The sequence below is a fragment of the Nitratireductor sp. GZWM139 genome, assembly GCF_030068685.1.
GTDB classification, from domain to species: Bacteria; Pseudomonadota; Alphaproteobacteria; order Rhizobiales; family Rhizobiaceae; genus Nitratireductor; species Nitratireductor aquimarinus.
This window is the reverse complement of record NZ_JAMQML010000004.1, coordinates 143989-166173: the sequence shown is the minus strand read 5'-3', so window position 1 is coordinate 166173 and position 22185 is coordinate 143989. Positions and strand designations below refer to the sequence as shown.

General features: G+C 63.2%; 20 protein-coding genes. 3 read left to right on the top strand and 17 right to left on the bottom strand.

The window, feature by feature from the left end:
• Positions 1–47: 47 nt before the first annotated feature.
• The 10 genes from NDI72_RS06535 to hutI all read right to left on the bottom strand — a co-directional run bounded on the left by NDI72_RS06535 (position 48) and on the right by hutI (position 13017).
• Positions 48–1700, bottom strand: a complete 1653-nt coding sequence (locus NDI72_RS06535) for an alpha/beta hydrolase (protein ID WP_206546148.1) — start codon at positions 1698–1700, stop codon at positions 48–50.
• A gap of 113 nt (positions 1701–1813) precedes the next feature.
• Complete coding sequence (gene dgcN, locus NDI72_RS06530; protein ID WP_206546147.1) at positions 1814–2809, bottom strand: N-acetyltransferase DgcN; 996 nt, start codon at positions 2807–2809, stop codon at positions 1814–1816.
• Positions 2810–2952: 143 nt separating this feature from the next.
• Positions 2953–4131, bottom strand: coding sequence for an alpha-hydroxyketone-type quorum-sensing autoinducer synthase (cqsA, locus tag NDI72_RS06525; RefSeq protein ID WP_206546146.1), 1179 nt, complete (start codon positions 4129–4131; stop codon positions 2953–2955).
• Positions 4132–4389: 258 nt separating this feature from the next.
• Positions 4390–5940 carry a TRAP transporter large permease gene (locus NDI72_RS06520; RefSeq protein WP_283799975.1) on the bottom strand — a complete coding sequence of 517 codons (1551 nt, stop codon included), beginning with the start codon at positions 5938–5940 and terminating at the stop codon, positions 4390–4392.
• Positions 5937–6446, bottom strand: a complete 510-nt coding sequence (locus NDI72_RS06515) for a TRAP transporter small permease subunit (RefSeq protein WP_113153220.1) — start codon at positions 6444–6446, stop codon at positions 5937–5939. The genes NDI72_RS06520 and NDI72_RS06515 overlap by 4 nt, the downstream gene beginning before the upstream one ends.
• Before the next feature lie 55 nt (positions 6447–6501).
• A complete protein-coding gene (locus NDI72_RS06510; protein ID WP_113153221.1) occupies positions 6502–7593 on the bottom strand; it encodes a TRAP transporter substrate-binding protein in 1092 nt (363 codons plus the stop codon).
• Between the two features lie 27 nt (positions 7594–7620).
• The gene (hutU, locus tag NDI72_RS06505; protein ID WP_206546144.1) at positions 7621–9294 is read right to left on the bottom strand and encodes a urocanate hydratase; all 1674 of its coding nucleotides are present in this window, start codon (positions 9292–9294) and stop codon (positions 7621–7623) included.
• 3 nt (positions 9295–9297) lie between these two features.
• Positions 9298–10101, bottom strand: a complete 804-nt coding sequence (gene hutG / locus NDI72_RS06500; RefSeq protein WP_283799974.1) for an N-formylglutamate deformylase — start codon at positions 10099–10101, stop codon at positions 9298–9300.
• 169 nt (positions 10102–10270) lie between these two features.
• The gene (gene hutH / locus NDI72_RS06495; protein ID WP_283799973.1) at positions 10271–11812 is read right to left on the bottom strand and encodes a histidine ammonia-lyase; all 1542 of its coding nucleotides are present in this window, start codon (positions 11810–11812) and stop codon (positions 10271–10273) included.
• Positions 11809–13017: an imidazolonepropionase gene (gene hutI, locus NDI72_RS06490; RefSeq protein ID WP_283799972.1), complete on the bottom strand. Its 1209-nt coding sequence runs from the start codon at positions 13015–13017 to the stop codon at positions 11809–11811. Before hutI ends, hutH begins: the two co-directional genes overlap by 4 nt.
• Before the next feature lie 123 nt (positions 13018–13140).
• Between hutI and NDI72_RS06485 the strand changes: the two genes are divergently transcribed.
• The 3 genes from NDI72_RS06485 (at position 13141) to rpe (ending at position 15954) form a co-directional block, all read left to right on the top strand.
• Positions 13141–14511, top strand: a complete 1371-nt coding sequence (locus tag NDI72_RS06485; protein ID WP_283799971.1) for a formimidoylglutamate deiminase — start codon at positions 13141–13143, stop codon at positions 14509–14511.
• Positions 14508–15206: a histidine utilization transcriptional repressor HutC gene (gene hutC, locus NDI72_RS06480; protein WP_206548378.1), complete on the top strand. Its 699-nt coding sequence runs from the start codon at positions 14508–14510 to the stop codon at positions 15204–15206. Before NDI72_RS06485 ends, hutC begins: the two co-directional genes overlap by 4 nt.
• Before the next feature lie 76 nt (positions 15207–15282).
• Entirely contained in the window at positions 15283–15954 is a 672-nt protein-coding gene (gene rpe, locus NDI72_RS06475; protein ID WP_206546138.1) for a ribulose-phosphate 3-epimerase, read from the top strand.
• An 84-nt stretch (positions 15955–16038) separates the two neighbouring features.
• On the opposite strand, the gene pal is transcribed toward rpe, so the two are convergent.
• From pal to ruvB, 7 genes are all read right to left on the bottom strand, one after another.
• Positions 16039–16542: a peptidoglycan-associated lipoprotein Pal gene (gene pal / locus NDI72_RS06470; protein ID WP_113153229.1), complete on the bottom strand. Its 504-nt coding sequence runs from the start codon at positions 16540–16542 to the stop codon at positions 16039–16041.
• A gap of 182 nt (positions 16543–16724) precedes the next feature.
• Positions 16725–18038, bottom strand: coding sequence for a Tol-Pal system beta propeller repeat protein TolB (gene tolB, locus NDI72_RS06465; RefSeq protein WP_113153230.1), 1314 nt, complete (start codon positions 18036–18038; stop codon positions 16725–16727).
• Positions 18039–18102: 64 nt separating this feature from the next.
• Entirely contained in the window at positions 18103–19164 is a 1062-nt protein-coding gene (tolA, locus tag NDI72_RS06460; RefSeq protein ID WP_113153231.1) for a cell envelope integrity protein TolA, read from the bottom strand.
• Positions 19165–19168: 4 nt separating this feature from the next.
• Complete coding sequence (gene tolR, locus NDI72_RS06455; RefSeq protein ID WP_113153232.1) at positions 19169–19624, bottom strand: protein TolR; 456 nt, start codon at positions 19622–19624, stop codon at positions 19169–19171.
• A gap of 9 nt (positions 19625–19633) precedes the next feature.
• Entirely contained in the window at positions 19634–20347 is a 714-nt protein-coding gene (tolQ, locus tag NDI72_RS06450) for a protein TolQ (RefSeq protein WP_113153233.1), read from the bottom strand.
• A 307-nt stretch (positions 20348–20654) separates the two neighbouring features.
• The gene (gene ybgC / locus NDI72_RS06445) at positions 20655–21125 is read right to left on the bottom strand and encodes a tol-pal system-associated acyl-CoA thioesterase (protein WP_113153234.1); all 471 of its coding nucleotides are present in this window, start codon (positions 21123–21125) and stop codon (positions 20655–20657) included.
• Positions 21122–22168: a Holliday junction branch migration DNA helicase RuvB gene (ruvB, locus tag NDI72_RS06440; protein WP_113153235.1), complete on the bottom strand. Its 1047-nt coding sequence runs from the start codon at positions 22166–22168 to the stop codon at positions 21122–21124. The genes ybgC and ruvB overlap by 4 nt, the downstream gene beginning before the upstream one ends.
• Between the last annotated feature and the right edge of the window lie 17 nt (positions 22169–22185).

Below are 22185 nucleotides of genomic sequence, written 5' to 3'. Positions count from 1 at the left end.
GGCCCGCAGCTGGAGCGCTCCCGCTTTTCCTGGAAGTGCTCCAGGGCCTACTTCTTCAGCTTTTCCTTGAGACGCTCGATCTCTGCCGGCGACCAGCCTTCCGGCTGGGTCACGGCCACCCACGCATCGATATAATGCTGCGGAGCATAGAGATGCCCGTATCCGATGGGCGCCGTGGTCGCCATCGCCATGTCCAGCGCAAGTTGCAGGAAGGTGACGATCGGATACCAGCGCAGGTCCGGCGAAACGTCAGGCCCGCGCTCCCCCACCAGCCATGCCGGTCGCCGATACCAGGCGAGCGGATCGAAGAAGACGACCGGGTCGCTCGCATATTGCAGATAGACGATCCGCAGCGGACCCCACTTTGCGCCGGGAATGTCGAGCGAATTCTTCTGCGCCGTGAAGCGCACCACGGATCCATCCCCCAGACGCGGCAGCCAGGCCGGCGTGCCGGGGTTGCGGTCGCGGGTGAAATTGCTCCACAGGCGGCTGTTGAAGGGCGGCCCGGCCCAAAGCGCACCCTGGAAGGGATCCGCCAGAATGTTGTAGATCTCGGTCGACTGCTCCGAACTCAGTGCGCCAAGGCTCAGACCGTAGAGATAAAGCTCCGGCCGATCGTCTTTCGGCAGCGTGGTCCAGTGACCATAGACCTTGCGGAACAGCGCATGCGCGGCTTCCGCCCCGTAGCTCGGCTCGATCAGCAGCGAAAGCCAGCTCGTGAGGTAAGAATATTGCTGCGCGACCATCACCGTGTCGCCGCCATGCAGATATTCCAGTGTCACGCTCGCTTCCGGGTCGATCCAGCCAGTGCCGGTGGGCGCCACCACCGCCATGACCTTGCGCTCGAACGCGCCGATCCGCTTCAGCTCTTCCAGCGCCAGCTCGGCGCGCTCATCTGCAGTCTCCGCCGAGCGCAGCCCCACGTAAACGCGCATCGGCTCCAGCGCCTCGCGACCGGTAAACGCAGCAATCGCTTCCCTGCTGTCACCGCCGACAACGAACTGGCGTCCGGTACGCCCCAGCGTGTCCCATGGGATCAACGATCCCGGCCCGCCCGTGCGCAGCCCGCTTTCAGGCTGCTCGATACCGTCCTCAAACAGCGCATCGAGCTCCGCATAGGCGGAATCGGCAACCCGCAGTGCATAGCGCAGCAGCACGCGGTCGACCAGCGATGCCAGCACGAGACCGACAATGACAATGCCGATCACATTGGCCACGCGGCGCGGCACATAAGGCTTCAGCCGGCCTGAAATGAAGGTGAAAGCACGCCCGATGCCACGCCCCATCACGACAAACAGAAGGAACAGAACCAGCGCGATGCCGCCCACCTTGAAGGGATGCGCGGTATCAACCGGCTCAAGCTGCATCAGCGCACGAATGGAATTCTGCCATTCGGCCGCCTTCCAGAGGAAGAAGATGGCGACAGCCACGCACAGCGCGGCCATGGCGAATTTGCCATAAATGCGCGGACGGCGCGGCGGCTCCGGCAGTTCCAGATAACGCCACAGCCAGACGCAGAAAACACCCAGCCCATAGCCAACCGCTGCCGAAACGCCAGACAGAACACCCTGCAGCAGAAAGTCCCGTGGCAGCAGGGTGGGCGTAAGCGATGCTGCGAAAAGCAGTGTTCCAAGGCAAAGCCCCAGAACGGAGAATGAATGCCAGACGCGCACGTCGCCCTGCTCCAAGGTATCGGTCATGTCTGCCCCACTGTCTCACCAATCCCGTGCATGGCATCGGGATGGCCACAGTGAAGCGTCATGGCAGGCAAGGCAACAGCCCTGTCTGCCACGTCGTTAAAGATCGGTCAGGATCAGTCCAGCGCGTCGACCAGACGGCCAGCACCCTGGCGGAACGGATCGATGGTCGGCAGCCCCATGCGGCTCTCGATTTCCTCGAGGCAGGCTTTCGCCTCCGCATCGTTGAGGGCAGCGGTGTTGACCGAGATGCCCACCACCTTGACGTCCGGATTGACCACGCGCGCGGTTTCCAGAGACAGGTCGCGCAGCGCCTCAAGCGTGGGCAGCTGATAGTGCGGCAGGCCGCGCATGTGGGTGCGGGTCGGCTCGTGGCACAGCACCAGCGCGTCCGGCTGACCGCCATGGATCAGCGCCATCGTCACGCCGGAGAAGGAGGGATGGAACAGGCTGCCCTGCCCTTCGATCAGATCCCAGTGATCAGCGTCATTGTCAGGCGTGATGTGCTCCACGGAACCGGCCATGAAATCGGCAACGACCGCGTCGAGCGGCACCCCGGAACCGGTGATCAGAATACCGGTCTGGCCGGTTGCCCGGAACGAGGCCTTCATCTCGCGCTTGTGCATCTCGCGCTCCATGGCGAGCGCGGTGTACATCTTGCCGACCGAGCAGTCGGTGCCCACGGCCAGGCAGCGCTTGCCCGCGCGCCTCTTGCCATCGGCAATCGGGTATTCTTCCTGCGGCACACGCACGTCATAAAGATGCGTACCGGCCTTTTCGGCCGCCGCCACAAGGGCGGGTTGCGCCGTCAGGCGATTGTGCAAACCGGAGGCGATATCCATGCCCGCTTCGGCAGCTTCCACCAGCGTCGCGACCCAGCTCTGCGAGATCACACCACCGCGGTTGGCAGCGCCCACAACCAGCGTCTGCGCACCGGCTTCCCGGGCTTCCGCAATGGTCATGTCCTTGAGACCCAGATCAGCCTTGCACCCCTCAAGGCGCAACTGCCCCACGCAAAACTCGGGTCGCCAGTCCTTGATGCCTTGCGCGACCTTTGCGGTCAGCGCGTCCGGCGCATCTCCAAGAAACAGCAGATAGGGCGTTTTCAGCATCGGTGGGTCGCTCCCTTATAATTGGTTTATCGGCTCATCAATGATGAAAGCCCCGCTTGTCAAGCTGTGGTTCGGCAACCAGAGCCCTCTGGATCAACCGCCGCCACAACGATTGAGCCAGAGCGCGCCACACCTGAAAGCGCCTATGCCATCACTTCTTTCAGCAACTTCAACGCGTCTGCACAGCGTGTCGTCAGCGTGTCGAGTTCCTCATCCGTCAGTCCCGAATGAACCGATAATCGCACCAGGCAGTGGTTGCGCGGCGTCGCCGGCGGGCAGAAAACCGCGCCGAACACGCCCGATCCCTGCAGCGCATCGCGCATTTTCAGCGTGTCTGGCTCATTGCCGCTCTCAATCGCGATGATCTGCTCCGTGCCGCCGCCCACATCGAAGCCTAGCTCGTCCAGCCGCCAGCGCACGATGTCCGACACCTCGCGCAGGCGCTCGCGGCGATCATCAGCCCTGCGGATCAGCGCCAGCGCTTCCAGGAACCAGACATACTCATGCTCCAGCAGTCCGGAGCTGAAGATCGCGGGGTTGGACTCCATGCGAAAATACTCCTTGAAGCGGCGTGAGCAGACAATCAGTCCGGCACGGCCGGCAAACGTCTTGGCCAGAGAGGCCGTGCGAAAGTCGATCCGGTCTGCCAGTCCCAGCGCCACGGCAAGCCCCGCACCACCGGGACCGTGCGTGCCAAGCGAATGGGATTCATCGACAACGAGAACACAGCCCGTGCGCGTTGCGACATCCACGATTGCGGCCAGCGGGCAGAGGCTTCCATCCGTGCTGTAAACCGTGTCGACCACCAGCACACCGGGCCCATACCGCCGGATCAGGCGCTCGGCATGGTCCGGGCTGTTGTGGCGAAAGGGAATGCCACGCGCGCCTGCTGCTTTCACCCCTTCCCAAAGGGACGCATGCGCATTCATGTCCAGATAGACCGGAACTGAAGGGCTGGCGATGGACTGAAGCAGCCCCACATTGGCGGTGAAGCCCGACTGGCAGATGATCGCCTCTTCACCCTGCATGTAATCGGCGAACGCCGCCTCCAGCTGCTGCATCGGGCTGCCCTTCATGGTGAAGACGCTCGACATCAGCAGATCGGTCTTGCTGTTCAGAAGGGCCTCGGCCTGCGCTTCTCTCAGCGCCGGCTCGTTCTGGATGCAAAGATAATCATTGCTCATGAGCTGGAGGTCGCCACTGCCCGGCTCACGCCCCCTCAGGAGATGGCCCCCGCTCCATAATCGTTCCACGCGCTGGATATGGAACGCGTCTTCGCGTTCACGCAGCTGTTCTTTGGGACACGCAGCGAGCTCGGCCATAAGCAAATTCTCCAAAACAGTTTCGCGAGCCCCGGTCGCGCCATGAAATCGCAACGCCGTGCAGCACCCCCCATTCTGAAAGGCTTATAAGCAACAATATTAGGGCTTCACCTACAAAAACAGTATCAGCATATGTATATGACGAAGGGATTTCAATTCTGAATAAAATAGAATTGTAACCGACGCTTTACATAAATTCTCTACTTATACGCGCAGCATTAATACAATCATTAAGATAAATAAAAGCAGATATTCGCGTCAGAATATCTGCGCCGGAAGCCATGTGGAAATCGACGGCAGAAGCCAGATAACGCCCATGCCCACGAGCTGCAGAATGATGAAGGGAATGACGCCGCGATAGATCTGTCCCGTCGTGATTTCCTTTGGCGCAGCCGCGCGCAGATAGAACAGCGAGAACCCGAAGGGCGGCGTCAGGAATGACGTCTGCAGGTTGATCGCGATCAGGATCGCGAGCCAGAGCGGGTCATGTCCCATCAGGATCAAAATGGGAGCGACCAGTGGCAGGACGATCACCGAGATTTCCACGAAATCGAGGAAAAAGCCGAGCACGAAGATCATCGCCATCACAAAGATGAGCGCCCCCTGCGGACCGCCGGGCATGGAGTGCAGGATGTCCTCAACCCGCGCATCACCACCCAGTCCACGGAACACGAGCGAGAACACGCTGGCCGTGAGAATGGTGGCGAAGATCATTGCCGTCACCGTCATCGTGTTGGTGACAATCGGCGTGAGAATGCCGCGCTGGCGCGCCTTGCCGATGGAAATGACGATGGCGAGGACGCCGAGCGCCAGAAGCCCGGTTGTCAGCCCCGCGATGAGCCATTCGAAGAGGCCCACATCGCTGCGCTGCAGACGCACCGGAAAGATACCGGCCAGCACCGCGACCGCACCCAGCGCCGCCGCGCCCAGAACGATCAGACGGCCATTTCCTTCGCTGCGCACACCGGCGAGTAGCAATGCGCCAATGGCGCCCACGCTTGCCGCCTCGCTTGGCGTTGCAATGCCGCCGAGGATGGAGCCCAGAACGGCAACGATGAGCAGAACCGGCGGCAGAACGGCGCGCTGCACCTCCTGCCTGCTCGGCCGGTCGCCGGCCGCAACCAGCGCCGGAGCGCTGTCCGGCTTCAGGGCTGCCCGCGTCATCAGATAGGCGATGTAGACCGCCACAAGCGTCAGGCCTGGCAGAAGCGCTGCGGCGAAAACCTGACCGACGGAGATCGTCTCGATGGTGAATTTGCCCTGCTCATACTGCGCCTGCTGATAGGCGGTCGACATCACGTCGGAGAGGATGATGAGCAGCGTCGAGGGCGGAATGATCTGGCCCAGCGTACCGGAGGTGCAAACCACGCCGGAAGCAAGCTTCGGATCATAGCCATTGCGCACCATGGTCGGCAGCGCGATCAGGCCCATCGCCACCACGGTTGCGCCCACAATGCCGGTCGAGGCCGCCAGAAGCGCACCGACCAGCACGACGGAAACTCCGAGACCGCCGCGTATGCCGCCGAAGAGACAGCCCATCGTCTCCAGAAGCTCTTCCGCGATGCGGCTCTTTTCCAGCACCACACCCATGAAAACGAACAGCGGAATGGCGATCAGAACCTCATTGGTGAGGGTTCCGAAAACCCGCTGCCCGAGCGCGCCCAGAAGCCCGACATCGAACTGGCCGGTCATCCAGCCAAGAAAGGCGAACAGCGCCGCCGTGCCCGCCAGCATGAAGGAAACGGGATAGCCGATCAGAATGGCGACGATCAGCGCCGCAAACATGAGGATGTCGAGCGGTAAGGTCATGCGGCGGGGGCTTCTTCACGAAGACGCGCGAGATCGCGCAGGATGCAGGCAAGGCCCTGGATGATGAGCAGCGCACAGAAGGCGGGGATCAGCGATTTGAGCAGGAAGGAGGCGGGAATACCGCCCACCGAGATGGCTCCTTCCATGATAGACCAGGAATTGCGCACGGAAGGCCAGGAGAACCAGGCGATCATGAACATGGACGGCATCAGGAAGCACAGCGCACCGAAAATATCGATGCGCGCCCTGCCACGCGGGCCGAACAGCCCGTAGAAAATGTCCACGCGCACATGCCCGTCGACCAGAAGCGTGTAGCCTCCGGCCAGCATGAACAGTGCTGCGTGCAGGTAGAGAACGGTCTCGTTCATGAAGATGAAGCTGACGCCATAGACATAGCGCAGCACCACCGTGCCGAATTGCACCAGCACCATGGCCAGCGCCAGCCAGCGCACAACAGCGCCCACTGCCCGGTTGATCCGGTCAAGTTTGTCCGCAAGCTCAAGCATGCCGAGCGTTCCCCGAAAGAAACGGGCCGAGCGCGAGCCCGGCCCGGTCGTGTTGTCAGCCGCCGTATTTGTAGTCCATCGCACGGGCGTTCATCTGCCCGTTGTCTGCGTAGACCATGTATTCGGCGATGCCTTCGCGGTAACCGAGGAAGCTCTCGACGATGCGCTTGACCAGCTCGTCATCGTCTTCGCGCAGTTCCGCGATCACTTCGCCTGCGGCATTGCCCATGGCGACGATCACGTCATCCGGCAGCTTCTTCACCTGCACGTCCTGCTCTGCCACGAGCTGCTTCAGCGCTGCGGCATGCTTGGTCGTGTATTCGGTCCAGACCGGATTGTAGAGCGATTCACAGGCATAGGCGACGGCCTGCTGCAGATCTTCCGGCAGCGCATCATAGGCCGCCTTGTTCACCGCGCACTCCTCTGCCGAAGACGGCTCGCCGACACCCGGCCAGTAGTAGTTCTTGGCTACCTGGTAGAAGCCAAGCGCCGAATCCGTCCACGGACCGATGAACTCACCGGCGTCGATCGTGCCGGACTGCAAGCCCTGGAACATGTCGCCGCCGCCCATGGCCTGAACGGCCATGCCAAGCTTGGCGCACATTTCGGACGCAAGACCCGTGGTGCGGAAGCGCAGCCCCTTCAGATCGTCGACCGAGTTGATCTCGTTGCGGAACCAACCCTGCCACTGCGGACCGGAATTGCCGCAAAGGAACGGCTTCAGCCCGAAACGGCCATACATTTCGTCGTAAAGCGCCTGTCCGCCGCCATGCACGAGCCAGCCCAGCTGCTCGTCAGCGCGCAGACCGAAAGGCTGCGAACCGAACAGCAGAATGCCGCGCGACTTGGAGCCCCAGTAGGAGGGAACCGCGTGGTAGAGTTCAGCCGTGCCTTCCGACACCGCGTCGAACACGCCATTGCCCGGCACAAGCTCGCCGGCAGCGTAAAGCTTCACTTCCAGCCGGCCGCCGGACAGAGCCGTGATTCGGTCTGCCAGCATCTGCGCCGCCACGCCCGGTCCGGGCAGGTTCTTCGGCCAGGCCGTGACCATTTTCCAGGTGATCTTGTCCTGTGCGATGGCCGGAGCCGCTAAGCCCGTCGCCACACCGGCAACACCTGCCGCTTTTAGAAATTGACGCCTTTTCATGGAAAACCCCTCTGAATTGTTCGGTTATTAATTTCCAAGAATCGCCGGCAGCCGCAAGCCCTTTTCCTGCGCCCAGTCGCGCGCAATGTCGTAGCCCGCATCGGCGTGACGCATCACGCCTGTCGCCGGATCGTTCCACAGCACCCGCTCAAGGCGGCGCGCCGCATCTTCCGTGCCATCGGCACAGATCACCATGCCCGAATGCTGCGAGAAGCCCATGCCCACGCCGCCGCCATGATGCAGCGAAACCCAGGTCGCGCCGGAGGCGCAGTTCAGGAGTGCGTTGAGCAGCGGCCAGTCGGAAACGGCATCGGAACCGTCCTTCATGGCCTCGGTTTCACGGTTGGGAGACGCCACCGAGCCCGAATCCAGATGATCGCGCCCGATCACCACCGGAGCCTTCAGCTCGCCCTTCGCCACCATTTCGTTGAAGGCGAGGCCAAGGCGGTGCCGGTCACCCAGACCCACCCAGCAGATGCGCGCCGGCAGCCCCTGGAACGCGATGCGGTCGCGCGCCATGTCGAGCCAGCGATGCAGATGCTCATTGTCGGGCAGAAGCTCCTTCACCTTCTCGTCTGTGCGGTAAATGTCTTCCGGATCGCCGGAAAGTGCGGCCCAGCGGAACGGGCCGACGCCGCGGCAGAACAGCGGGCGGATATAGGCCGGCACGAAACCGGGGAAGGCGAAAGCGTTCTCAAAGCCCTCTTCGAGCGCCACCTGGCGGATGTTGTTGCCATAGTCGAGCGTGGGAATGCCCTGGTTCCAGAAGTCGACCATCGCCTCCACATGCTCGCGCATCGAAGCACGGGCCGCCTTCTCCACGGCCTTCGGATCGCTCTCGCGCTTCTCGCGCCACTCGGCCACGGTCCAGCCCTTGGGCAGATAGCCGTTCACCGGATCATGCGCAGAGGTCTGATCCGTCACCATGTCCGGCTTCACGCCGCGCCGCACCAGCTCGGGCACGATCTCCGCCGCATTGCCCACAAGGCCGACGGACTTCGCCTCGCCCGCTTTCGTCCAGCGGTCGATCATCTCCAGCGCCTCGTCCAGCGTGGTCGCCTTCTCGTCCACATAGCGGGTGCGCTGGCGGAAATCGATGCGCGTCTCATCGCACTCGATGGCGAGGCAGCAGGCACCGGCCATGACGGCCGCCAGCGGCTGCGCGCCGCCCATGCCGCCAAGCCCTGCGGTCAGGATCCACTTGCCCGTGAGGTCGCCGCCATAATGCTGCCGGCCTGCCTCCACAAAGGTTTCGTACGTGCCCTGCACGATGCCCTGCGAGCCGATATAGATCCACGAGCCGGCCGTCATCTGGCCGTACATCATCAGGCCCTTCTTATCGAGCTCGTTGAAGTGGTCCCAGTTGGCCCAGTGCGGCACCAGGTTGGAATTGGCGATCAGAACGCGCGGCGCATCCTTGTGGGTGCGGAACACGCCCACCGGCTTGCCCGACTGAACGAGCAGCGTCTCGTCTTCATCAAGCGTCTTCAGCGTCGCGGCAATGCGGTCGAAATCGTCCCAGGTGCGGGCCGCCCGGCCAATGCCGCCATAAACGACCAGCTCGTTCGGGTTTTCGGCAACGTCGGGATCGAGATTGTTCATCAGCATCCTGAGCGGCGCTTCCGTCATCCAGCCCCTGGCGTTCAGCTCCGTCCCGCGCGGCGCCCTCACCTCGCGAATGTTGTGACGCGGATTGCTCATGGTTCAGTTCCCCTTCAAGGATGGCGCGATCTTTGAAAGACGCGTCAGAATGGCTTTGAGATGCGGTCGCAGGCGCGCCGCTTTTTCTTCGTCATAGTCAAACGGCACGGCCTCGCCCTGAAGATGCGTCGCCTGCGCCAGTTCCATCTGGATGCCATGCACGCCGGTCCCGGGCCGGCCGTAATGCCTGGTCGTCCATCCGCCGACAAAACGGCCGTTGAGCACGCTGGAAAACCCGTCCGCGCCGGCACAGACATCAACCGTCGCCTGCTCGATTTCCCGCGCACAGGTCTCGCCGTGATTGGTGCCGATATTGAAATCGGGAAGCTGCCCTTCGAACAGGAACGGGCAATGCGAGCGGATGGAATGGCAGTCATAGAGGATCGCCACGCCATGCAGCGCCTTCACCCGCGCGATCTCGGCCTCCAGCGCGGCATGATAGGGCGCGTGAAAGGCATCAAGCCGCTCGGCTACATCCTCTGCCGTCGGCTCCTCTCCCTCGCGCCAGATCGGGCGGTTGTCGAAATCCGTCAGCGGCACCAGACCGGTCGTGTTCTGCCCCGGATAAAGGCTCTCGCCGGAAGGGTCGCGATTGGCGTCGATCAGATAGCGATGAAAGGTCGCCCGCACGGTGGTCACACCATCGAGCAGACCGTCATAGAGCCGATGCACGTGCCAGTCCGTATCGGTCAGAAGCCGGCCCTGTTCATTGAGCCGGGCCTTGACCGCCTCCGGCACAAAAGTGCCCGTGTGCGGCAGCCCCAGAATGACGGGCGAGGAGCCCTGATGCACTTCGACGGGGTTCATGCGCAAATCTCCAGTGTTGGCGTCCGCCCCTCACCCTTACCCTCTCCCCGCAGGCGGGGAGAGGGGGGCGTCAACGTTGCGGCCATCGTCCTTCTCCCCGCGAGCGGGGAGAAGGTGCCGGCAGGCGGATGAGGGGCAGTCGCCACATCCAAAAAAGACACGCTCCCGATCAAGGCTCACTCCTCAACTCAGGCAGAATGTTCTCGGGAATGCTGGCGTTCAGATCGCCGGAGCGCACGAGCGCGATGGCGTTTTCCAGATCGGGGGCCAGATAACGGTCTTCCTCCAGATCCGGCACCGCGTTGCGGATCGCCGCATGGGCCTGCGCAAGCTCCGCACTCGTTTTCAGCGGCGCGCGGAAATCGACGCCCTGCGCCGCCGTCACGGCTTCAATGCCGATAATGCCGAACAGGTTCTCCGTCATCGGAATGAGCCGCCGCGCGCCGTGACAGGCCATCGACACATGGTCTTCCTGATTGGCGGAAGTGGGCGTCGAATCCACGGAGGCCGGATGCGACATCTGCTTGTTTTCCGACATCAGCGCAGCCGAGGTCACTTCGGCAATCATCAGGCCGGAATTCAGGCCCGGCTTCTTCGCCAGAAACGCCGGCAGGCCAAATGACAGCGCCGGGTCGACCAGAAGCGCAATGCGCCGCTGCGCAATTGCGCCGATCTCACAAATGGCAAGCGCAATCTGGTCGGCGGCAAGCGCCACCGGTTCGGCGTGGAAATTGCCGCCCGAAACAACCGTCCCGTCGGAGAGAACCAGCGGATTGTCGGTCACTGCATTGGCTTCGATGGTCAGCGTGCGCGCCGCCTGGCGCAGAAGATCGAGACACGCGCCATCCACCTGCGGCTGGCAGCGGATGCAATACGGGTCCTGCACCCGCTCATCGCCTTCCAGATGGCTTTCGCGGATCTGCGAGCCCTCGAGCAGCGCCCACAGTGCTGCCGCCGTGTCGATCTGGCCCTGATGGCCGCGAAGCGTGTGAATTTCGGGATGGAATGGCGCGGAAGACCCCATTGCCGCATCGGTCGACAAGGCCCCGGTGATGAGCGCCGACCGCGCCGCGCGATGCGCCCGGAAAAGCCCGGTCAGCGCCAGCGCGGTGGAAACCTGCGTGCCGTTGATCAGCGCAAGCCCTTCCTTGGCCTTCAGCACGACCGGCGTGAGCCCGGCCCTGCGCAGCGCCTCGCCGCCGGAAAGCCGCGCGCCGTCGAAGAAAGCCTCGCCCTCGCCCATCATGGCAGCCGCCATATGCGCGAGCGGCGCGAGGTCGCCGGATGCACCGACCGAGCCCTTTTCCGGGATCACCGGCACGACACCGCGCGCCAGCATTTCCTCGATCAGCTTGACCACCTCCATGCGCACGCCGGATGCGCCACGGCCCAGCGAGAGCAGTTTCAGCGACATGATCAGCCGCACAATGGCTTCGTCAAGCGGCGCGCCAACGCCGCAGCAATGCGAGAGAATGAGGTTGCGCTGCAACGTCTCCACATCCTGCGGCGGGATGCTCACACTGGCGAGCTTTCCAAAGCCGGTGTTGACGCCATAGATCGCTTCATTGCCGCGTGCGATCTGGTCGATGCGCGCAGCAGCCGCCTCGATGCCGGGATAGCAGGCCGGATCAACGCGCACGGCAACGCCATCACGCCAGATACGCTCCAGATCCTGGATCGTGACCGCACCGGGGGTCAGAACAAGCGTCATGCAAAATCTCCTGCAATGCGGCGGTGGAGCGGGTTGAAGCCGATGCGATAGGCAAGTTCCGCCGGGTGCTCCACGTCCCAGATGGCGATTTCGGCGCGCTTGCCGGCCTCGATGGTGCCGATCTCGTCGGCCAGCCCGAGCGCCCGCGCGCCTTCGCGCGTGGCTCCCGCCAGCGCCTCTTCGGGCGTCATGCGGAACAGCGTGCAGGCCATGTTCACGGTCAGAAGGAGCGAGGCAAGCGGCGATGAACCCGGATTGCAGTCGGTCGCGACCGCAATCCGCACGCCGTGTTTGCGCAGCGCCGCAAGCGGCGGATACTGCGTCTCGCGCAGCGTGTAGAATGCGCCCGGAAGGAGAACGGCCACCGTCCCGGAAGCGGCCATCGCCGCAACGCCTTCCTCGTCCAGATATTCGAGATGATCCGCCGAAAGCGCGCCATAGGAGGCGGCCATCTTCGCGCCCCCCAGATTGGAAAGCTGCTCTGCATGAAGCTTCACCGGCAGGCCGAGTTCGCGCGCCCGGTCGAAGACGCGCGCCATCTGCGCCGGCGAGAAGGCAATGCCCTCGCAGAACCCGTCAACCGCATCGACCAGACCTTCGGCATGGGCAGCATCCATGCCCGGCAGCACCACTGCGTCGATATAGGCGTCTTCACGCCCGCGATATTCGGCTGGAACCGCATGGGCGGCGAGATAGCTCGTCTTGATCCGCACGGGCCGCAGCTCTGCCAGACGGCGCGCGGCGCGCAGCATCTTGAGCTCGTCCTCGACGGTCAGCCCATAGCCGGATTTGACCTCCACCGTCGCCACGCCTTCGGCAAGAAGCGCATCGAGCCGCTTCAGCGCGTCTTCGACCAGCGCATCTTCGTCCTGGCCACGCGTTGCAGAAACGGTGGAAACGATGCCGCCACCGGCCCGCGCCACTTCTTCGTAGCTCGCGCCTTCAAGCCGCATCTCGAATTCCCTGGCGCGATTGCCGCCAAACACCAGGTGCGTGTGGCAGTCGACAAACGCCGGCGTGGCGAGGCGACCGCCGAAATCGGTCCGCTCCCATCCGGAAAAACGCTCCGGCAGGTTGCTCATTGCACCTGCCCAGACAATCATATCACCCTCGATGGCGATGCCCGCATCCTCGACAAGCCCATAGGGCGCGCCGCCTTCGCACATGCTCGCCAAGCGGATACCGCTGATGACACTCTGCTTCATAACAGGAAGATTCCTCCCTACCCACTGCAGGCCTCCCCATACAGGGCATATTGCCTAAGACAGAATTTTTGTCTACGATTATTCTTATATGTATAGACATAATTAAGCCGGGAACAACGCCTCATGCAAGCGATTTTTGCTCAGAATGCACTCACGCCAGGCGGTTGGCAAAAGGACGTGCTTGTGGAGCTCACCAGTGCGGGGCGCATCAAAAGCGTGACGGCCGGGGCAGCGCCCGCAGATGACAAGACAATACGCGTTCCCGTTCTCCTGCCCGCCATGTCCAACCTGCACAGCCACACGTTTCAGCGCGCCATGGCCGGGCTGGCCGAGCGGCGGGGTCCGGCCGGGCGCGACAGTTTCTGGACATGGCGCGAAATCATGTACCGCTTTCTCGACCTGCTTTCGCCGGAAGACATCGAGGCGGTCGCCGCATTCGCCTTCATGGAAATGCAGGAGGCGGGTTTTGCCGCCGTCGCGGAGTTCCACTACGTCCACCATCAGCCCGGCGGCGTTGCCTATGACGATGTGGGCGAGCTTTCCGCGCGTATCGCAGGCGCTGCGGACCAGACGGGCATCGGCCTCACCCTCCTTCCCGTTCTTTACCGCCATGGCGGCGTGGACCAGCGACCGCTGCAGGGCGGCCAGCAGCGTTTCGGCAACGATCTGGACCGGTTCCAGAAGCTGCTTTCACGCGCTGAAGAATGCATTGGAAATCTCGCCGCCGACGCCCGGCTTGGCGTTGCACCACACTCGCTGCGCGCGGTGGGGCTGGATGATCTGCGTGAAGCGCAGACCATGCGTCCCGATGCGCCGCTGCACATGCACATCGCCGAGCAATTGCCGGAGATCGACGAGGTTCTGGCGGCCTATGGCCAGCGTCCGGTGGAGTGGCTGCTCGACAATTGCGATGTGGATGCGCGCTGGTGCCTGATCCACTGCACCCACATGACCGACGAAGAGACCGGCAATCTGGCCGACACCGGAGCGGTCGCCGGGCTTTGCCCCGTCACCGAGGCCAATCTGGGCGACGGCATCTTCAACGGGCTTCACTACCGTCAGGCAGGCGGTGCACTTGGCATCGGCTCCGATTCCAACATCCGCATCACCGTCGCCGAAGAGCTGCGCCAGTTCGAATACTCCCAGCGCCTGCGCGACACGGCCCGCGTGGTTCTGGCTGCGCACGGCCAGTCCTGCGGGCGCACGCTTTACGATGCAGCCCTTGCCGGCGGCGCTCAGGCCCTTGGCCGCGATTCCGGCGCGATCCAGCCGGGACACTGGGCCGATCTGGTGGCAATCGATCAGGACGATTTCGCAGGTGCAGCATTCGACGATGGTGTATTAGACGGCTGGCTTTTTACCGGCGACAATGGCGCCGTATCCGAAGTGTGGTCGGCAGGACGCCACTGTGTCCGTCAGGGCCGCCACATCGAACGTGAAACGATCGCCGCACGCTACACGCGCACGATCAGAAAACTGATGGAGTTGCTGTGACCAGCGAACGCGCCTCATTCCGCACCATCCGCGACGAGCTCTCCCGACGCATCGCAGAACGGGTCTGGCTGCCGGGAGCCCTGATCCCCGGCGAAGAAGCCCTGGCGGAGGAGTTCGGGGCGGCGCGCGCGACGGTCAACCGCGCGCTTCAGGAGCTTGCCCGCGCCGGCATTCTCGAACGCAAGCGCCGCGCCGGCACCCGCGTCGCCCTTCATCCGGTGCGCGAGGCGCGCTTCGTCATCCCCCGCATCCGGCAGGAGATCGAAGCGCGCGGCTCGGAATATCAGTACCGCTTACTGAGCGCTGACATTACCGATGCACCGGAGGTCATCTGCGCCCGGCTCAGCCTCCTGTCCAGATCCAACATGATGCATGTGCGATGCCTGCACCTGGCCGACCGCGTCCCCTACCAGTACGAAGATCGCTGGATCAATCTGAACACGGTTCCCGGTGCCCGCGATGCTGATTTCGCGACCATGGGGCCGAATGAATGGCTCGTCGGCCACGCCCCCTTCTCCAATGCGGAGTTCACCTTCATGGCGGCGGCCGCCAGCCCCGACGAGGCATCCCTGCTGCAGATCCGGGAAGGTGATCCGGTCTTCATCGGCGAACGCATCACATGGATGGCGGGCGAGCCGATCACGCTGGCTCATCTGGTGCATCCCGCATCGCACCGCATGGTGACACATCTGTGATGCGTCCCGCCCGCGCCTCGACAAGGCGCGGAGAAGACGTTAGGGCAAGCCAGTCTCATCGTTACGGAAAACCGTCATGACCGCGCGCAACACGCTCATCGCCCCCTCCATCCTCGCTTCCGACTTCTCGCGCCTCGGCGACGAGGTCGAAACCGTCGCCAAAGCAGGCGCTGACTGGATCCACCTCGACGTGATGGACGGCCATTTCGTGCCCAACATCACTTTTGGCCCGCCCATCATCAAGGCAATCCGCGACCGCACCGACAAGGTGTTCGACTGCCACCTGATGATCACGCCGGCTGATCCCTTCCTCGCCGCCTTTGCGGATGCGGGCTGCGACATCATCACGGTTCACGCGGAAGCCGGTCCGCACCTGCACCGCTCGCTGCAGACCATTCGCAATCTCGGCAAGAAGGCCGGCGTCTCGCTCAATCCGTCGACGCCCGAAAACGTCATCGAATACGTGCTCGACCAGGTCGACCTCGTGCTTCTGATGACGGTCAATCCGGGCTTTGGCGGCCAGGCTTTCATTCCGTCCGTGGTCGAGAAGGTGCGCCGCGTGAAGGCAATGATCGGCGACCGTCCGATCGACATCGAGATCGATGGCGGCGTGTCGCCCGACACGGCCGGTGAGCTGGTTGCCGCCGGCGCCAATGTGCTGGTCGCCGGCTCCGCCGTCTTCAAGGGCGACGGCGAAGAAGCCTATGCGAAGAACATCGAGGCCATCCGCAAGGCCGCGCAGGGCTGACGCCTACGTCTTTCAAATTCAGCCAACAAAAAAGCCGCGCGGACATTGTCCAGCGCGGCTTTTCTTTTCTTGTATGCAAAATGCTTAGCTGCTGCCGCCGTTCAGAACGGTGACCGCGCGGCGGTTCTGCGACCAGCAGGAGATGTCGTCACAGGTCGCGACCGGACGCTCCTTGCCGTAGGAAATCGTGCGGATGCGGTTTGCCGCAACGCCACGGGCAACCAGGAAGTCACGGGCCGAAGCCGCACGGCGTGCGCCAAGCGCGAGGTTGTACTCGCGGGTGCCGCGTTCGTCGGCATGGCCTTCCACGGTGATCGTGTAATTCTGGTACTTGTTCAGCCACTGCGCCTGGCGGGAAAGAACCTGCTGCGCATCGGCGCGGATCGACGACGAGTCGAGGTCGAAGAAAATCCGGTCGCCCACGCTGACGGTGAATTCCTGCTGCGATCCGGGAGGACCGCCCGCACCGCCCAGCCCGATATCGGCTGCACTGTTGGGAACCTGCTTGTTGGCGCAACCGGCCAGAGCAAGAGCCGCTACCAGGGCGATGCTAACCGGGTGTTTGGCGATCGCTGCAATCGACAGCATTGCCACCTCTCCTTCAAATTAGAGAAATTTTGTTCAATGATCAGTAACCACGTTGCCGTTAAGGACCCCTCAAGAAACGCGGTTAACGAAGACTTACCGGTACCAACCAGAACCGTTATTTCGCGCAAACTAGCTTAAAATACGGCGGAAACGCGGCGAATCCGGCAGGAACCGGCCCGCCGCTACTCGAGTAGCGGCGACCATGCCGGATCCGAACCGTAATTCGCGGTCGGGATCTTCTGCTCGTTGCGGCCCGTCAGATCGATGGAATAGAGCTGCGGTCCGGCAGAGCCCGCCGGCTGACGGAAGAACATCACAACGCGGCCATTGGGCGACCAGGTCGGACCTTCCTGCAGGAAGCCGGAGGACAGGATGCGCTCGCCCGAACCATCGGTGCGCATCACGCCAATCTGGAACTCGCCGCGCGTCTGCTTGGTGAAGGCGATCAGATCGCCGCGCGGCGACCAGACCGGCGTCGAATAGCTGCCGTCACCGAACGAGATGCGCTTGGGATCGCCGCCGCTCGCGCTCATCACATAGATCTGCGCGCGACCGCCACGGTCGGAGGTGAACACGATCTGCGAACCATCCGGCGAATAGGACGGCGAGGTGTCGATCGCATTGGCCGTCGTCAGGCGCGTTGTGTTGCGGCTGCGCAGGTCCATCGCGAAAATGTTCGAGTTTCCGTCATCGCGCAGAAGGCTCATCACGATCTGCTGACCATTGGGCGAGAAGCGCGGCGCGAACGTCATGCCGGGGAAATTGCCCACCAGCTCGCGCTGTCCGGTCTCCAGCTGCAGGAGATAGACCTGCGGCTGACCACCCTCATAGGACATGTAGGTGATTTCCTGGCGCGTCGGCGAGAAGCGCGGCGTCAGAACGATGGCGCGGCCATCGGTCAGGAAACGCTGGTTGGCGCCGTCCTGATCCATTATCGCAAGCCGCTTCACGCGGTTGTTGCGCGGGCCGGACTCGTCCACATACACGATGCGCGTGTCGAAATAGCCGCTCTCACCCGTCAGGCGCTGATAGATGGCGTCGGCGATGATGTGCGCCACACGCCGCCACTTGTCCTTGCTGGTGAAGAACTGCTCACCAATGAGCTGCTGGCCTGCATAGGTGTCCCACAGGCGGAACTCGGCCTTCAGCCGTCCGTCCGCCGTCTCGGAAACCTTGCCCGTCACCAGCGCCTGCGCGTTGATCACGGTCCAGTCCTGAAAACGCGGGGCCGCATCCGGGTTGGAGATCTTCTCGATGAAGGCCCCCTTCTCGATTGGCGCGAACAGGCCGGACCGCCTCAGATCGGCCTCAACGACGCTGGCAATTTCCGCGCCGGTGCCATCGGCGGAGATGAACTCCGTGATGGCGATCGGCAGCGGCTCGACCACGCCCTTGTTGATGTCGATCTCGACCACTGCCCTTGCCGGCAGCACTGCAACGCCAAGCCCGGCGACAAGCGTCGCGATCAGGAAGGTCGCTCTCAAGATAATCTGCATTTGCTCCTGCCTCTCCCCATTTGGTTAGGCTCAAGCCCCCATCGCCATATGGATGGTGCCCGGGTTAAAACATGTCGCTTGGATCGAAGTGGACGATGACTTCAGACCAGGTGTCGTACTTCGCCGCCGGCAGATTGTAGGGCGCGCACTGGAGAACGGCGCGGCGTGCGGATTCCGCCGCTGCCCGCTCGACCATGGACCCGCTGCCGCCGGAAATGATGCGCGGACTTCCCTCGATATTGCCGCTCGCATCCAGGTTCATCTGGATGGAGACCTTCAGATTGTCGGCCTCGAGGGCCCCGGCCGGCACGTTCCAGCACCGCTGGATCTGACCGCGCAGCGCATCCATCTCGCTCTGCGAAAGCTTCTCGCCGGGCGTGTTGCGGCTGCCACCAAGCGACGCCTGTTCCTGCGAGCGCTTCGCGCCGCCGCCAGAGGCCTTGTCCTTGTTCAGAAGCGCCGCCACTTCGTCGAACAGCTCGTCGGATTTCTCCGACTTCTGCTTGGCCGCGGTCTTCTGCGCCGGCTTTTCGGCATCCTTGCGGTCGGGCGCCTTGGCCGTGCTCGCCTTTGGCGGCTGAGGCCGCGACTGTGGCACCGGCGCGCTGTTGGGCAGGGAAACGCTCTCTGCCTCGGGCGCTTCGGCCACCACCGTCTCTTCAGGCGCGGGGTCCGGCTGCACGTCCTGCTTGGGCTGCGGCTCGGGGCGCACCTCGGTGGCCGGCACCGGGGTCGGCTCGGCCTCGGCCTGTTTGGGCTCTGGCTCCGGCTTCGGTTCAGGCTTGGGCGTCGGCTTCGGCGCAGGCGGCGGCTCCGCCGTCTTCTGCACTTCGCGCTTGCTCGGCTCCGGCGTCGGCGGCGTTTTCAGGTCGACATCATTGTCGCCCGTGTTCTGCGCGTTCTCGACCGGATCAGGACGCTTGGTTGGCGTGGGCGCAGGCTTTTCGGAAAGCTCGGCTTTCTTGTCGCCCTCCTGCACCTGCGTCATCGATTCGATGGGAATGATGTCGACGGGCAGGGATTCGACATCCGCCACCTCATAGGCGCGCGGCGCCGACAGCGAAACCAGGCCAAAGCCCAGGAGCGCCGCGTGCATGCCCGCCGATATGACGATACCCGCCTTCATTCGGTCAGTTGCCTTCTTCCTGCAGCGTGACCAGGCCAAGATTGCGATAGCCGGCAGCCGAGATACGCGCCATCACGCGCATCACCGTGCCGTAATCAGCCGCGCGGTCACCGCGCACATAAATACGTTCGTCATAGCCCGAACGCGCAATCGCCTGCAGCTTCGCGACCACCTCTTCGATGGGCACTTCGGTCTCCTGCAGATAGATCTGGCCGTCGCTGTTGACGGAAACCGTGATCGGCTGCGTTTCGGAGTTGAGCGCCTTGGCCTGCGTTTCCGGCAGGTCGATGGGCACACCGACGGTCAGCAGCGGGGCGGCCACCATGAAGATGATGAGCAGCACCAGCATCACGTCCACGAAGGGCGTCACGTTGATTTCGGAGATCAGGCCCGAGCGCGAACCCCGGCGACCGCGCCGCCGTCCGTTTCTTCCGCCCGCCGAGCCGACTGACATACCCATTGCGTTCTCCTAAGCCGCCTTGGCGGCGACCTTCTCGTCGATCTGCCGCGAGAGGATGGTCGAAAACTCGTCCGCGAAGCCTTCCATGCGTCCGGCGAGCTTGCCCGCATCCGATGACAGCTTGTTGTAGGCAATAACAGCGGGAATGGCGGCCAGAAGGCCGATGGCCGTGGCCAGAAGCGCCTCGGCGATACCCGGCGCGACAACGGCCAGATTGGTCGACTTGGAACCGGCAATGGCCTGGAACGAGGTCATGATGCCGACCACCGTGCCAAAAAGGCCGATGAACGGCGCAGCCGAACCGATGGAGGCGAGGAAGCCCAGCCGGCTCTCCAGACGCTCCATCTCGCGCGTCAGCGCCAGATCCATCGCCTTGTCGATGCGGTTCTGAAGGCCGATCGGCGAACGCGCGCCCTTCTCGAAGCTCTTCTTCCACTCACGCATCGCAGCCACGAAGATCGACCCCATACCGGTCGTCTTGCGCTCCGAGAGCGCGCGGTAAAGCTCTTCAAGAGACTGGCCGGACCAGAACGTCTTCTCGAAACGATTGAGAGCAGAGCGCATGCGGGCATAGGCAATCGATTTGTCGATAATGATGGCCCAGGTCCACACGGATGCCGCCAGAAGGCCGATCATGACCAGCTTGACGACCCAACCGGCCTGCCAGAACAAAGCCCAGATCGACAACTCCCCACCTGGTGCGGCGAGCGTAACACTTTCCATGGATCAAAATCCTCTTAAGATCAGGGCGGCGTACATCTCGGCTTCGGTCTCGCCCCTGCTTGCGTGCCGTTGCCTTCGTCCGATCCGAGGCGTCCCCGCAAGATGCTTCAAGGCCCCTTTATCCGGTAAAATTTGGTGAAAGGAAGGCGCACGGATTCGCTACGGATTTCATGATTTTCTTCATGAACCGTTATGGTTAATTAAGCGTTAGGAAACGGAGCGCCAACCAGGCTGCGGCAAAGAGAATCGCTTACGGGGCAAGACAATGCGCCTTCGGCATGCCCCTCATCGCAGCGAAACCCGCGAATTAGCCGCCTTTCGGCTTGAAGGCCTCGATCCATTCTTTCGGGAACCGGCGCGGCTTGCCGGATGCGCCGATGATCGCCGCCTCCACCTTTGCCTCCACCAGCACATCGTCACCGCGCAGGAGACGCTGCGCCATATAGATGCGCGCGCCCGAAATCGCCTCGGTGCGCGTTTCCACCGTCACGATGTCGTCCACGCGGGCCGGCTGGCGAAAGTCGATTTCCATGCGCCGCACGACCCAGGCCAGCACCTCGCCATGCTTGCCGTCGGCAAGCTCGGTATGGTGGACACCCGCAAGACGCAGGAAATCCGACCGGCCGCGCTCCAGAAACTCCAGATAGCGGGCGTGATAGACCACACCGGTAAAATCGGTATCGGCAAAATAGACCCGCGCCACGAGACGGTGACCGAATTCGGTCAGTTCGCCCGAAAGCCCGACCGTCAGGTTTTCGCCCGCGCCGCCGCCGCTCATTCCTTGTCTCCCTGCTGGAACAGGCTGATCTGCGCCTCGGCCAGCGCCTTGGGCGGCTGGAGCCCCATGTGACGCCATGCCTTCGCGGCCAGAACGCGCCCGCGCGGCGTACGCTGGATGAAGCCCTGCTGGATCAGATAGGGCTCGATAATGTCTTCAATCGCGTCGCGCGGCTCCGAGAGCGCCGCCGCAATGGTCTCGATGCCCACCGGGCCGCCGCCGAAATTTTCCACGATCATGCTGAGGTAACGCCGGTCGAGCAGGTCGAGGCCAAGCGCATCCACTTCAAGCCGCGACAGCGCCTCGTCGGCAACCTTGCGCGTCACCTCGCTCGCCCCCGCCACGGTGGCGAAATCGCGCACCCGGCGCAGCAGGCGTCCGGCAATGCGCGGCGTGCCGCGCGCGCGACGGGCGATTTCCTCAGCGCCATCGGTGGCCAGCGGCATGCCCAGAATGCGCGAGCCGCGCGTGACGATGGATTGCAGTTCTTCGGTCGTATAGAAATCGAGCCGCACCGGAATGCCGAAACGGTCGCGCAGCGGCGTGGTCAGAAGGCCAAGCCGCGTCGTCGCGGCCACCAGCGTGAACTTCGCCAGATCGATCTTCACCGAACGCGCCGCCGGCCCCTCGCCGATGATCAGGTCGAGCTGAAAATCTTCCATCGCCGGATAGAGGATTTCCTCCACCGCCGGGCTCAGCCGGTGAATTTCGTCGATGAAAAGCACGTCGCGCTCTTCAAGATTGGTGAGAAGGGCCGCCAGATCGCCGGCCTTGGCGATCACCGGGCCGGAGGTGGAGCGGAAATTCACGCCCAGTTCCCGCGCCATGATCTGCGCCAGCGTGGTCTTGCCGAGGCCGGGCGGGCCAACGAACAGCACGTGGTCCAGCGCCTCGCCGCGTCCGCGCGCCGCCTCGATGAAGACCTTCAGATTGGCGCGCGCCGCCTTCTGGCCGACGAAATCGTCCAGCGATTGCGGCCGCATGGTCGCGTCCAGATCCTCACCGCGCTTGTCGGCCGAAATGAGCCGTTCGGCATCCGTCATCCGCAGAAATCCACTTC